Raw genomic sequence first — 12587 nt, forward strand, 5'->3', positions numbered from 1 at the left:
ACTCCTCGGGATCGGATGCCTTGATCCTGGGCTCCGCGGCGCCCGCTGTTCAGGGGCGCGCCTTCCGTCGGACCGGACTTCCTGGTACCGGCAGGGCCACCCTCGCGGGCGCCGCCGCGGCCATACTGGGCCCATGGACGATCTTGCGGGCTTCCTGCGGACCCGGCGCGCACGGGTCGACCCGGCGGCCGTCGGCATACCCACCGACAGCCGCCGCCGGGTCGAAGGCCTGCGCCGCGAAGAGGTCGCTCACCTGTCGGGTGTCAGCGTCGACTACTACGTGCGCCTGGAGCAGGGCCGCGCGACCCAGCCCTCCGAGCAGGTCCTCGACGCGCTCGCCCGCGTCCTCGGCCTCGACGAGACCGAGCGGGAGCACCTCTACCGGCTCGCGCGGCAGCGCCGCCGCGCGAAGGCGCCGGGCGGGAGGATCCGCCCGGAAGTGCTGCGCGTCCTCGACCTCGTCGCCGGTGCACCCGCGCTGATCATGGACCACCGCCTGAACGTGCTCGCCGGGAACGGCCTCGCCGGGCTCCTCTTCGGTCGGCCGTTGCCGGGCTTGAACATCGCCCGGAACCTCTTCCTGGAGGAAGGCGAGCGCGGCCTCTACGCGGAGTGGGAGCACTGCACCCTCGACGTGGTCGGGCACCTGCGCCTGGCCGCCGGCCAGTACCCCGACGACCCCGGCCTGGCCTCGCTGATCGGCGAACTGGCCATGGGCAGCGAGCGCTTCCGCCGGCTGTGGGCCCGCGCGGACGTGCGCGCCCGCACCCACGGACGCAAGACGTACCGGCACCCGCTGGTCGGGCTGCTCGAACTGCACCAGGAGAACTTCGCGTTGCCGGGCGAATCGGGCATGGAGCTGCTGGTGCTGTCCGCGGCCCCCGGCAGCCCCGCCGAGGACGGGTTGCGCCTGCTCGCGGGCCTGGGAGCGGACGGCACCGGCGGCGCGGGCGGCTCCGGCGCGCATCCGCAGGCGACCGCCCGGGTGCGCGACTAGGCCGTCTCTTTCGGATCTTGCCGGGCCCGCCCGCCTGCCCGCCGACCCGGACCGGCGTCCTACGGTGCCAGCACGTCCAGTTCCTCCAGCGCGCCCACCGCGATCTGCCGCGTCAGCGCCTCCGCGGCGGCCGCGTCCCCCTCCCGTACGGCCTCGGCCACCCGCACGTGCAGGGTGACGGCCGCCGGGTCGGGGTCGTGGAACATCACCGCGTGCCGGGTGCGCCCGGTCAGGACCTCGGCGACGACATCGCCGAGCCGCGCGAACATCTCGTTGCCGGAGGCGTTGAGCACGATCCGGTGGAAGGCGATGTCGTGGTGGAGGTACCCGTCGAGCTGGTGGCCGCGTGAGGTGCTGACCATGCCCAGGGCCGCCTCGGTGAGATCGGCGCACTGCTCCGGGGTGGCCCGGACCGCCGCGAGGCCGGCCGCGACCGGTTCGATGGCCGAGCGCAGCACGGTGAGGGAGCGCAGCTGCCGTGGGCGGTCCGCTCCGGCGAGGCGCCAGCGGATGACGCGCGGGTCGTAGACGTTCCACTCCTCGGTGGGGCGGACGGTGACGCCGACCCGGCGGCGGGACTCGACCAGCTGCATCGATTCCAGTACGCGGACCACCTCGCGGACCACGGTCCGCGAGGCGCCGAAGCGTTCGGCGATCTCGTCGGTGCGCAGCACGCTGCCGGGTGGGTGCTCCCCCGCCGTGATCGCCAGGCCGAGTGTGTCCAGTACGTGGGAGTGGAGCCCTTGGCCGCCCGGCCCGTCCGGTCCGCCCGGCCCTTCAGTGGTCATGGCGTAAGCGTACGGTGACGCCCAGAGGGACAAAAGATGTGACGTTTTACCGGGCAACCCTTGAATAAGTACTACGTAATGCGTTTCAGTGGTGCTCAGGCCTTGCGGGCCGATGTCAACGAGGACAAGAACAACGAAAACGAGGTGCGCGATGACGCGCGTCATTGTGGTGATGGGCGTGGCCGGGACGGGAAAGACGACCGTGGGCCGGCTGCTCGCCGACGCGCTCGCCCTCCCCTACGCGGAGGGCGACGCCTTCCACCCGGCGGCCAACGTCGCCAAGATGTCCGCCGGCATCCCCCTGGACGACCTGGACCGCCGGCCCTGGCTGGACTCGATCGGCGAGTGGATGCGCAACCGGGCCGGTGTCGGCGGCGGAGTCGTCTCCGCCTCCTCCCTCAAGCGGGCCTACCGGGACCGGCTCCGGGCCGTCGCGCCGGACACCGTCTTCGTCCACCTCACCGGCGACCGGCCGCTGATCGAGGAGCGCATGGCCGCGCGCAAGGGGCATTTCATGCCCACCACGCTGCTGGATTCGCAGTTCGCCGCCCTGGAGCCGCTCCAAGGCGACGAACTGGGCGTCCTCGTCGACGTGTCCGGAGCCCCGGAGGACATCACCGCACGGGCCCTGGCCGCGCTGCGCCGCCTCCCGGCCCCGGCCGCGTAACCGCACGGGCCCCCACCCCGGCCCCTGCTCCGCCCCCTGCACCTTGCCCCCTGCCCCGCACGCAAGAACGAAGGAACCGTCACCGTGACCAGTCTCAGCGTCGAGACTCTGGCAGCGGCCGCCACCGAGCCGATCACCTCGGCCGGCAACACCCAGCTGGGGATAGCCGTCCTCGCGGGCATCGCCGTCATCGTCCTGCTCATCACCCGCCTCAAGCTGCACGCCTTCCTGGCGCTGACGCTCGGCTCGCTCGCCCTCGGGGTGTTCGCCGGCGCTCCCCTGGCCAAGACCGTCTCGAGCTTCACGGCCGGGCTCGGCTCCACCGTCGCGGGCGTCGGCGTGCTCATCGCGCTCGGCGCCATCCTCGGGAAGCTGCTCGCCGACTCGGGCGGCGCGGACGAGATCGTGGACACCATCCTGGCCCGCGCCAAGGGCCGGGCCATGCCGTGGGCGATGGTGCTGATCGCCTCGGTGATCGGCCTCCCGCTCTTCTTCGAGGTCGGCATCGTGCTGCTGATCCCGGTGGTCCTGCTGGTGGCCAAGCGGGGCAACTACTCGCTCATGCGGATCGGCATCCCCGCGCTGGCCGGCCTGTCGGTGATGCACGGGCTGATCCCGCCGCACCCCGGGCCGCTGGTCGCCATCGACGCCCTCCACGCCAACCTCGGCCTCACCCTCGCGCTCGGCGTGCTCGTTGCGCTCCCGACCGTCGTCATCGCGGGTCCGCTGTTCTCCCGGTACGCGGCCCGGTGGGTGGACATCCCGGCGCCCGAGCACATGGTCCCGCAGCGGCCCTCGGCGGAGCTGGAGCACCGCCCTCGCTTCGCGGCGACGGTCTTCACCGTGCTGCTGCCCGTGGTCCTGATGCTGATGAAGGCCCTGGTCGACATCGTGGTCAACGACCCGGCCAACGCGGTCCAGCGGGTCACCGACGTGGCGGGCTCACCCCTGATCGCACTGCTCGCGGCGGTGCTCGTGGGCATGTTCACCCTCGGCCGGGCGGCCGGTTTCACCAAGGCGCGGCTGTCCGTGACGGTGGAGAAGTCGCTGGCCCCGATCGCGGGCATCCTGCTGATCGTGGGCGCGGGCGGCGGTTTCAAGGCGACGCTGATCGACGTGGGCGTCGGGCAGATGATCATGGACCTGTCCGAGAACTGGGCGATACCCACCCTCCTGCTGGCCTGGCTCATCGCGGTGGCCATCCGCCTGGCGACGGGCTCGGCCACGGTCGCCACCATCTCGGCAGCCGGCCTGGTGGCCCCGCTGGCGGCGGGCATGTCCTCCACGGAGACCGCCCTGCTGGTGCTCGCCATCGGAGCCGGGTCGCTGTTCTTCAGCCACGTCAACGACGCCGGGTTCTGGCTCGTGAAGGAGTACTTCGGCATGACGGTCGGCCAGACCCTCAAGACCTGGTCGGTGATGGAGACCATCATCTCGGTGGTCGGCCTGGGCTTCGTCCTGCTGCTGTCACTGATCCTCTGACCTCCCGCTGACCTCCCGCCGGGTCAGCCGGCCCTCCGGTCAGCCGGTCAGCCGGTCCTCCGGCGCCTGCCCCGCGCCCCCTCCCGGGACCCGGGGCAGGCCAGTTGGGCCGCCGCCAGGTCGAAGCCGCCCGCCGCGGTGGCGCAGCGCTCGGCCAGGGACTCCACCTCGGCTCGGAAGGCGTCGCCTCCCGGCCCCTGCCAGCGCAGGTCTCCGGCGGCGCGGCGCAACCGCTCGGCGTGCGAACGCAGGGCGGCCGAGTGGGCGCGCAGGCCCTCGGCCGGGGCCGGACGGGTCTCGGACCGGGGCGCGGGCCCGGCGGTGTCCGTCACTGGGGCCGCCCCGGAACGTAGACGTCGGGGTGGCCGGGCAGCCGTACGAGGTGGCTTCCGGTGACCCGGCCCCCGAAGGCGGCGAGGGCCGCCGCCGGACCCGGCTCGGGGCCGGAGCCCACCCAGGTGACCCGGTACACGGTGGTGAACTCCCGGCTCCCGGCGAGCCGTCCGGCCGTCCGGGCGCCCGGACCGTGGCCCAGCAGGGCGAGTTCGGTCCCGGACGGCACGAGGCGGCGTACGGTCGCGGCCACGTCCCGGACGTGCGCGGCCGGCTCCTCGTACGGGGCATCCGCGCGGCCTGACTCCGGTGGTGGTCCCGCGAGTTGGAGCACGCACCGCTCGACCCCGTCCGGTCCGACGACCTGCTGGAGCAGGACCGCGCCCGGGGATCCGCCGATCCGGTCGGCGTTGCCCCGGTACCCGGCCGGGGTGCCGGTGGTGTCCAGTTCGGTGAGGAGGCGGCTCCCCGGTTCGGAGCAGGCGGGTCCCCGGTCGAAGAACGCCCGCAGGGCGGCGCCGATCCCGAGGAGCGGCTCGGCGGCCACGGCCCTGCCGGTGGCGACCTGCCAGCCGGCGTGGTCGTTGAACGGGTTGTCGTCGGTCAGCGCGTTCCAGGCCAGGATGTCGGCGAAGGAGGGGTTCAGCAGCGCGAAGGCGGGCCCCTCGCCACGTCGGCGCACGAGCTCGCGGAACGCCCGGGCGGCGTCCGCCTGCCGGTCCTCCTCCACCGCGAGGAACACCTCGGCGACGGCCGGGTCCGCCGACCTCGCCGGGTTACGGGTGCTCTCGGCCCGGATCCGGCCCTTGAGGCCGCACACCGCGAGGCTGACGGCGAGGCTCTCCCGGCCGGTGAAGACCCCCGCGAGCCACCCGGCCCGCGCCACGCCCCGTCCCTGGGCGGCCCAGCCGAGTCCGTCCGGGTCGGTGAGGGCGCGCAGCAGCGTACGCCAGGCCGCGCGGCGGCGGCTGCCGAGACCCAGCGCGGTGACCGGGAGCCGGGAGCCGAGGGCGAGCCGGGAGGCGTAGCGGGCGGCTTCGCCGACGGCGTCGGCCGCCTCGGCCAGCTCCCGGCACAGGGCGGCCAGTTGGTCGGCGTCCGGGTCGGTGGGCGCGGAGGTCGCGGAGGTCCCGGGGGTCGCGGCGTCGGACATGGATTCCTCGTCGGGTCGGATGAACGTCGGTCAGGACGGGGCGGGACGAACAAGTCGGCAAGACGGCGAGCGGGCCGGATCCGTTGCGCCGCCGGGGTGCGGGCAGGGCCGGTGGTGCGGGCAGGGCCGGTGGTGCGGTCAGCGGCGGGTCAGGCGCAGGCGGATGCCCTGCGGATCCAGGGCCGCGGGGAGCGGGCCGAGGGGGTCGAGCAGGGGCCGGACGGGCCGGACCCGGTGTCCGCGCAGCACCTCCGCGCAGAGCGCCGCGGTGACCAGCAGCCCGAGCTGTTCACCGGGGCAGCGTCCGCCGGCATGGCTGAACGGGGCCATCCGGACGTCCCGGTCGGCTTCGCGCGAGGCCCACCGGCCGGGCACGAAGACGTGCGCGGCGGGCACGTGTTCGGGGTCGCGCTGGTGGAACAGCACGGGCAGGACCACGCAGGTCCCGGCGGGATGCCGGACGCCCCGCCATTCGGTCTCGGCCCGGGTGATCCGTATCAGGTCGGGCACGGCCGGGTAGAGGCGCAGCGATTCCCGGACGCAGGCCCGCAGCCGGGGCAGCGCCCCCTGGGCGGCACCCTGCGCCCATCCGGCGGCCCGGGCCTCGGCGGCGACGGCGTCCTGTTCGGCCGGATGCGCGCCGAGGAGCAGCAGGGTGCGCAGCAGGACGCCGGGGACGAGGTCGAAGGCCGCCAGCCACTGGCGGACCTGCCCGACCGGGTCGGGACCGGCCCGGTCCGGGCCGGCCGGCCCGCGGAAGGGCTCCGCGTGGCGGCGGGCCCGCCCGATGAGGGTGTGCGGCTCCGCGAGGTCGGCGTACGCGGCGATGCGCGCGCCGGCCTTCTCGTGGAAGCGCCCGAGCCGGCGGCCGAGTTCCGCGTCCTCGGCGGCCGCGTCGCCGAGGACGATGCGCCGGGCCGCGCGGGCCACGGAGTGCCGGACGCGGGCGAGTTCGAGGGAGCCGCCGGCCGTCAGGCGCCGCGCCTCGTCGGTGAGGACCGAGAGGAACGCCCCGCACGAGGGGTGCACGGTCAGCCCCGCGGCGAGCACGGAGTCGTCGACCGCCCGCCGCTCGTCCCGGAGCCCGGCGTGGGCGCAGCCGTCCGTGCCGGCGGCGGCCCGGCCGAGGGAGCCGACGGGTTCGGCGTAGAACTGCCGGATGTCCTGCGGATCGAGGATGAGCAGGACGGTGCCGGTCAGCCCGCGCACGAGAACGGGCGCCCCGCCGTGCCGGTCGCGCAGCGCCCGCAGGGTGGCGGCGGACCAGCGCGGCCGATCCGGCCCCGCGTGCCCGCGGGCCGTACGGGGGCGGGCGCTCACGAAGCCCCGTACCAGTGCGGGCAGGGTGTGGGCGGCGGCGAACCGGGCGATCTCGCCGCGCCCCGCCCGCGCCGTCATCCGCGTGCCTCCGCGGCCGGGGCCGGTGGCGTGCGCGCATCGCGGGCGGTCTCGTGAGCCGTACGCATTGGTGTACCTCCGCGCAGCCTGGAGTCGACGTTCTGTGATCTCGCGCTCACCGTACGTCGACCGTCCCGGCTCCGCGCTCCGAGGACCACGAGGGGGGTACGCGAGGCCCACGGGCGGGCTACGGGCGGGACGGCGCGCCCGGTTCGGGATCCGGGCGGGAACCGGGGTCCAGGTCGACGAGCAGTGCGGCGACCTCCGGGCCGGCGGCGAGGTAGTCCGTGAAGGTCTCGTTGGACAGGGCCCAGGGGGAGCGTCCGAGGCGGACGAGGCCGATGGCGGCGGGCCGGCGCCGGCCCGCCCTCCACGAGGCACTGGGCGACGACCAGGCCGGAGCGGTTGTAGCCGGAATGGCAGCGCACCAGGATCCGCCGTCCGGAGTCGAGGGCCTGCCGGGCGGTCGCGGCCGGCCGGAGGACGGTGCGCAGCTGCGCGCCCGTGAGCGGGGCGTCGGGCATCTCGCCGACCAGGTGTTCCACACGGGGGTCGGGGCCGTGGCCGGGGCGGGTGCAGAGGCTGATGACGAGATCGAACTCGGCCGACGGCCTTGCACTGGGGAGTTCAGGCGAAGACCGCTTCGCGGAAGGCGGTGCGGAGCGGGGCCGACGGGGTGGTGGGGAGGAGGGCCGCCCAGCGCCGCCCGCGCGGGGAGATCCACAGGGCCGGGCCGTCGCCGTGGGACCAGGATCCGTGCGCGCCGGGCTGCCAGAGGAGGCCCCGGGCGGGGAGGAGTTCGCCGGTGCGGATGCGCAGGGACTGCTCGGTCCAGGCCCGGCTGACGGGTCCGCCCGCCGGGGCGAGGAGGTGGCTCAGGAACCGGCCGAGGTCGGCGGCGGGTGCACTCAGGGTCCCGTCGGCGGCGAAACCCGTACGGGTCATGCCGAGCGGCCCCCAGACCCGGTCGGCGGCGAACCCCGCGAGGGGGCTGCCGCACAGCCGCTCGGCGAGCCCGGTGAGTGCGGGCGACACCCCGGAGCCGTGGGTGAGCAGATGGTGCGCGGTGGTTCCCGCGGGCAGGCCGTCGCCCGCCCCGTAGGCGGTGAGCGGGGTGTGCAGGGCCAGCTCCCCCGCGTCCACGAGCATCCCGATGACGGGCCAGACGGCGAGCACGCCCGCCAGCGCGCCGACATCGGCTGCGCCGACGCACCCACCGGCCCGCCCTCCGGGCCCGGCGACGGGGCCGGGCTCGTGTCCGCCGGCGGCCCCGGCCCCGGCCTCGATCACCGCGTACGGCCCCTCGGGGCCTCCGATCGCCCAGCCGGCTCCCGGGTCCGCGTCGCGGACGAGGGCCCCGATCCGGTCGGCGCGGCCGGCCGGCGTGTGCTGCGCGAGAGGCTCGGCCGCCTGCTCGGCCCTGTCGCTCTGGAGCGTCATGGTCAGCCACGGTACGGCGCCCGCCGCACCGGCCCCGCGCGTCGCGCGGCCCGGCCGTGGCGGGCCACCCGAATGCCGCCGCCCGCAGCCGCGCGCCGCCGATCAGGTGCGGGGGCGGGGGCCGGGAAGCCGGGGGCGTCGCCCCGTCCGGGCCCCGGGCACCCCGGCCACGTACCCGCCCGCGGCCGCGCACCACCCGTCAGGTACGCGGGGGCGGGTGGCCGGGGGCGTCGACCCATCCGGGCCGCAGGCACCCGGGCCACGTACGGCCGCGACCGTACGCCCGCTCAGGCCCGGGCCGGCCCGACCAGCCCCTCCGGTCCCTCCGGTCCCTCCGCCGGAGGCTCTGCGCGGATGCCCGCGACCACCACGGTGATCAGGCAGAACGCGATGAGGATCTCCGCCCAGAGGAAGGCGAGGTAGTCGAGCAGACAGCCGATCGGCGGCGTGCCCGGTGCGGTGTTGCGGAAGGCCGCCAGGGCGAACAGGGTGGCGGCCATCCAGCCGAGGGCGGGCCAGGTGAGCCCCTTGCGGCGGGTGACGAGGAACCAGCCGCCGATCAGGACGGACACGGCGAGCGCCCACATCGCGATCATCATGAACACCGCGAACACGAGCACGCTGTTGGAGCGGGCGAGCCCGATGTCGAGGACGGCCGCGCCGTCGTCCGCCGCCGAGGCCTCCACCGTGGACGCGAAGAGCACGTCGTTGTTGGAGAACAGGACCCGCACCGGAACCTTCTCCTGGCCCAGCACCGCCGCGAACTGCACGTCCGCCCCGTAGGCGTCGAAGGGGTAGTCCGTGATGGAGCCGCCCGTCAGGGCCACCGGCACGTCCAGGGTGGAGATGCGCTGGTGGGCCTTGAAGGTCAGGTCACCGCGGGTGGCCGTCGAGGTCTGGAGGGTGAGGTCGTCGGCCGGAGCGATCCCGCCGGCCTCGGCCAGCGCCCCGCGGGGCGTGACCAGGACCCGCAGCACCAGTTCGCGCCCGGCGGCGTCGACGCGCTGGATCGTCGCATCGACGTCCACGCGGTCCGGATCGGCCCGCCCCGCGGTGTGGACGGTGTCCTGGGCCTGGCGTTCACCGAACTGCAGCCAGGCGCCCACACCGACCGCCGCCACGATCGCCAGCAGGAGCAGGCCCGGGAGCAGCGGGAAGCGCCGCCCTGACGGGCGGCGCCGCACTGCGCTCACGCGGCGGGCTTGCCGGGCTCGTCGTGGGTCGCACAGTGGATGCCACCGCCGCCCGAGGCGATGGTGTCGATCGCGAGGGGCACGATGTCCCGCTTGGGGAAGTGTTCCTGGAGGATCGCGCGGGCCCGGTCGTCGGCCTGGCGGTCCCCGAACTTCGGCATGAAGACGGAGTCGTTGGCGATGTAGAAGTTGGCGTAGGTCGACACGAAGTCGTCGCCCTCGCCCGTGATCTTGTCCAGGTCCGGCTGCGGCAGGTCGATGATCTCGAACTTCCGGCCGCGGGCGTCCGTGGCCTTCGACAGGACCGCCTTCGCCTGGTCGGCCGAGCGGGACCAGGAGTCCTTCGGGGTGTTCGGGTGGGCGCGGTCCAGCAGGACGACACCGGGCGCGACGAACCGTACGAGGCTGTCCACGTGGGCGTCGGTGATGTCCTCGCCGCGCACGCCGGCCAGCCAGACCACCTTCTCGACGCCCAGGGCCTGCTTGAGCTCGGCCTCGATCGTGTCCCTGCTCTTGCCGCGGTTGCGGTTGTCGTTGACGATCGAGCTCTCGGTGATCAGCAGGGTGCCCTCGCCGTCGGTCTCGAAGGAGCCTCCCTCGGCCACCAGCGGTGCCTGGACCCGGGGGATCCCGTACTTCTGGAGCAGGAGGCGCCCGACCTGGGCGTCGTTCTTGTGTTCCTGCTTGTTGCCCCAGCCGTTGAAGTTGAAGTCGACGCCGACGACCTTGCCCTCCTCCTCGACGAAGACGGGGACGGTGTCGCGCACCCAGAAGTCGTCCACGGCCAGCGGGATCACCTCGACCTCGGAGCCGCAGGCCTTCTGCGCCGCGTCCGCCTGCTCGGGCCGGGCCATCATGACGACCTCCTCGAACCCCCCGACGGCCCGGGCGATCCGCGCGATGTCCTCGCGCACGTACTTCAGGTCCTCCATCCAGACCGCGTCCAGGGCGGGCCAGGCCATGAAGGTGCGGGTGTGGCTCTCCCACTCGGCGCCGAACCTGCGCTTCGCACCGGTCGGGGACGGCTGCGTGGAGCCCTCGGGGGCTTGGGAGCGCGGGGCGCTCTGGGAGGGCCCGCAGGCGGCGGCTCCGAAGGCGAGGGCGCCGATCCCGGCGAAGGTGCGGAGGGCGGTCCGGCGCGTGGGGGGCAGTTGGGGCACGAGAGGGCTCCGATCGAGGGCTGACAGGACGGACTGCATCCGGCCAGGACGGGCGCGGGAGGCACGGCACGGGCCGACCGCCCCGAGCCCCTGCGACAAGGGTGCGCCCTCCGTCCGCGAAGGGCCGTCACGCGGAGCGGATGGTGCGGGCACGTGTCCCCACTCTGGCACTGACTGAAAATTCAGTCAATTCATGGCACGATGCGCGCAGGCCCCTGCCGCATCGCAGGGCATTTCGCCCCGCACCGTTGAAAGAGCCACCGCATGTCCGAGCAGCACTCCGGCGCACAGCCGACCCGTACGGCACTGTCCGCAGACGATCCCCACGAGATCGGCGGCTACCGCCTGCACGCCCGGCTCGGCTCCGGCGGCATGGGCGTGGTCTACCTGGCCCACACGCCCGGCGGCCGCCCCATCGCGCTGAAGGCCGTCCGCAGGGAGCTGGCCTCCGATCCCGAATTCCGCCGGCGGTTCGCCCAGGAGGTGGCCAGCGCCCGCCGGATCCACGGGCTGTTCACGGCCCAGGTGATCGACTCCGGGGTCGAGGACCCCACGCCGTGGCTCGCCACCGCCTACGTGTCCGGCCCCTCGCTGCACGAGGTCGTACGGCGGCACGGGCCGCTGCCGGCCCGCACGGTCCTGCTGCTGCTCGCGGGCATAGCCGAGGCGCTCCAGGCCATCCACGGGGCGGGCGTCGTCCACCGCGACCTGAAACCGGCCAACGTCCTGCTCGCGGGGGACGGCCCCCGGGTGATCGACTTCGGCATCGCCCGCGCGGCCGACGCCGCCGCGCTCACCGGTACGGGGCTGCGGATCGGCACGGCGGCGTTCATGGCGCCCGAGCAGGCCCTCGGCCATCCGGCGACGCCGGCGACCGACGTCTTCGCGCTCGGGACCCTGGCCGCGTACGTCGCCTGCGGGATCGCGCCCTTCGGGAACGGGCCGGAGTCCAGCGCCCTCTACCGGGTCGTCCACGAGCATCCCGACCTCACCCGGGTGCCGCACGAGCTGTACGGACTCGTCTCGTGGTGCCTGGCGAAGCGACCCGAGGACCGTCCGCAGCCGGCCGAACTGATCGCCTCGGTGCGGGCGCACCCCCTGGTGTGCGGGCAGCCGGAGTTCACCGACGGCTGGTTGCCCCGGCAGGTCCGGGAGGAGCTCGGGGGCGGGGGCGACACCGCCCGGCCCGCCCCTGCGCCGTTCCAGGCCACCAGGACGGCCACCGCGCGTCCGGGCCCGGCGGCGCCCGTACCGCCCGCACCGGCTCCCCCGCACGTCCCCACGCAGGCATCCGTCCCCGTCCCCGAACAGGGCCGCGGCAGGCCGGGCCGCGGACGCCGGCTCGCGGTGCCGGCCGCCCTCGTGGTGGCCGGCACCCTGCTGGCCACCGCCGGAGCCCTGTACTACCTGGACGACCCCGCGGACGAGGCCCCGGGCACCGGCCCCACCGGCGCCACGGCCTCCGCACCCGCCACGGCCGGTCCCGCCCCGGCAGACCCGGCCGACTCGGCCGACCCCGCCGCGGCGTACCTGCCCGGCTACGCGAAAGCCAGGCTCACCGCCCCCGACTCCGGATACGAGTTCGACCTGAAGGCCGGGAAGGTGGTGCCCGCGGAGACGGCCGCCTGGTACTTGGCGCCCGACGGCCGGACCCTGGTCCCCTCCGAGGAGTCGGACTCCTTCGTCTCCGACTCCGGGGAACTGACCGTGGCCGCCTGCCTCCAGGGCATCGAGACCCGCCCGGCCGCCTCCCTGCCCTTCGCGGCGCTCGCGAACTCCCGGCCGTTCTGCGTGCGCAGCCCGGACCGGAGCGAGGTGGCGATCGCGAGACTGGCCGAGGCCCCGGCCGACGGCTCCGTCACGATCGTGGTGGACCAGTACCGCCGGATCTGATGCCCCGGGGTGCCGGGGCGCCACGGCGAAGGGCGGGGCGCCCGGAGGCGCCCCGCCCGTTGTGCTGTCGCCGGAGGTCAGGC

General features: G+C 75.0%; 11 protein-coding genes. 4 read left to right on the top strand and 7 right to left on the bottom strand.

The genetic code is table 11. The annotated features are described in order from the left end of the window. The first annotated feature begins 133 nt into the window (after positions 1 to 133). Positions 134 to 997, top strand: coding sequence for a helix-turn-helix transcriptional regulator (locus tag ACE1OC_RS02565; RefSeq protein WP_407835585.1), 864 nt, complete (start codon positions 134 to 136; stop codon positions 995 to 997). Positions 998 to 1056: 59 nt separating this feature from the next. Here ACE1OC_RS02565 and ACE1OC_RS02570 read toward each other — a convergent pair whose 3' ends face one another. Then, entirely contained in the window at positions 1057 to 1785 is a 729-nt protein-coding gene (locus ACE1OC_RS02570) for a FadR/GntR family transcriptional regulator (protein ID WP_407835586.1), read from the bottom strand. 151 nt (positions 1786 to 1936) lie between these two features. On the opposite strand from ACE1OC_RS02570, the gene ACE1OC_RS02575 reads away from it, so the two are divergent. Together ACE1OC_RS02575 and ACE1OC_RS02580 are read left to right on the top strand one after the other, a co-directional pair. Further along, a complete protein-coding gene (locus ACE1OC_RS02575) occupies positions 1937 to 2452 on the top strand; it encodes a gluconokinase (protein ID WP_407835587.1) in 516 nt (171 codons plus the stop codon). A gap of 84 nt (positions 2453 to 2536) precedes the next feature. After that, positions 2537 to 3934, top strand: coding sequence for a gluconate:H+ symporter (locus ACE1OC_RS02580; protein WP_407835588.1), 1398 nt, complete (start codon positions 2537 to 2539; stop codon positions 3932 to 3934). Positions 3935 to 3981: 47 nt separating this feature from the next. Here the strand turns inward: ACE1OC_RS02580 and ACE1OC_RS02585 are convergent, their stop codons facing one another. From ACE1OC_RS02585 to ACE1OC_RS02610, 6 genes are all read right to left on the bottom strand, one after another. After that, entirely contained in the window at positions 3982 to 4266 is a 285-nt protein-coding gene (locus ACE1OC_RS02585) for a hypothetical protein (protein WP_407835589.1), read from the bottom strand. Further along, complete coding sequence (locus ACE1OC_RS02590) at positions 4263 to 5420, bottom strand: hypothetical protein (protein ID WP_407835590.1); 1158 nt, start codon at positions 5418 to 5420, stop codon at positions 4263 to 4265. Before ACE1OC_RS02590 ends, ACE1OC_RS02585 begins: the two co-directional genes overlap by 4 nt. A gap of 138 nt (positions 5421 to 5558) precedes the next feature. Beyond that, positions 5559 to 6818, bottom strand: coding sequence for a cytochrome P450 (locus tag ACE1OC_RS02595; protein ID WP_407835591.1), 1260 nt, complete (start codon positions 6816 to 6818; stop codon positions 5559 to 5561). A gap of 627 nt (positions 6819 to 7445) precedes the next feature. Then, complete coding sequence (locus ACE1OC_RS02600) at positions 7446 to 8258, bottom strand: hypothetical protein (RefSeq protein WP_407835592.1); 813 nt, start codon at positions 8256 to 8258, stop codon at positions 7446 to 7448. A gap of 287 nt (positions 8259 to 8545) precedes the next feature. Then, on the bottom strand, positions 8546 to 9451 hold the full coding sequence (locus tag ACE1OC_RS02605) for a DUF4436 family protein (protein WP_407835593.1): 906 nt from the start codon (positions 9449 to 9451) through the stop codon (positions 8546 to 8548). Next, positions 9448 to 10611: an agmatine deiminase family protein gene (locus tag ACE1OC_RS02610; protein ID WP_407835594.1), complete on the bottom strand. Its 1164-nt coding sequence runs from the start codon at positions 10609 to 10611 to the stop codon at positions 9448 to 9450. The genes ACE1OC_RS02605 and ACE1OC_RS02610 overlap by 4 nt, the downstream gene beginning before the upstream one ends. A 264-nt stretch (positions 10612 to 10875) precedes the next feature. Between ACE1OC_RS02610 and ACE1OC_RS02615 the strand changes: the two genes are divergently transcribed. Continuing rightward, complete coding sequence (locus ACE1OC_RS02615) at positions 10876 to 12504, top strand: serine/threonine-protein kinase (RefSeq protein ID WP_407835595.1); 1629 nt, start codon at positions 10876 to 10878, stop codon at positions 12502 to 12504. Positions 12505 to 12587: the final 83 nt, after the last annotated feature.

This window comes from Streptomyces stoeckheimensis (assembly GCF_045822005.1).
Lineage (GTDB): Bacteria > Actinomycetota > Actinomycetes > Streptomycetales > Streptomycetaceae > Streptomyces > Streptomyces stoeckheimensis.

Bases quoted from the DNA above. Each gene is read 5' to 3' on its own strand.
- ACE1OC_RS02575 (WP_407835587.1), top strand. From the start codon at position 1,937: ATGACGCGCGTCATTGTGGTGATGGGCGTGGCCGGGACGGGAAAGACG.
- ACE1OC_RS02615 (WP_407835595.1), top strand. From the start codon at position 10,876: ATGTCCGAGCAGCACTCCGGCGCACAGCCGACCCGTACGGCACTGTCC.
- ACE1OC_RS02565 (WP_407835585.1), top strand. From the start codon at position 134: ATGGACGATCTTGCGGGCTTCCTGCGGACCCGGCGCGCACGGGTCGAC.
- ACE1OC_RS02595 (WP_407835591.1), bottom strand. From the start codon at position 6,818: ATGACGGCGCGGGCGGGGCGCGGCGAGATCGCCCGGTTCGCCGCCGCC.
- ACE1OC_RS02600 (WP_407835592.1), bottom strand. From the start codon at position 8,258: ATGACGCTCCAGAGCGACAGGGCCGAGCAGGCGGCCGAGCCTCTCGCG.
- ACE1OC_RS02590 (WP_407835590.1), bottom strand. From the start codon at position 5,420: ATGTCCGACGCCGCGACCCCCGGGACCTCCGCGACCTCCGCGCCCACC.
- ACE1OC_RS02570 (WP_407835586.1), bottom strand. From the start codon at position 1,785: ATGACCACTGAAGGGCCGGGCGGACCGGACGGGCCGGGCGGCCAAGGG.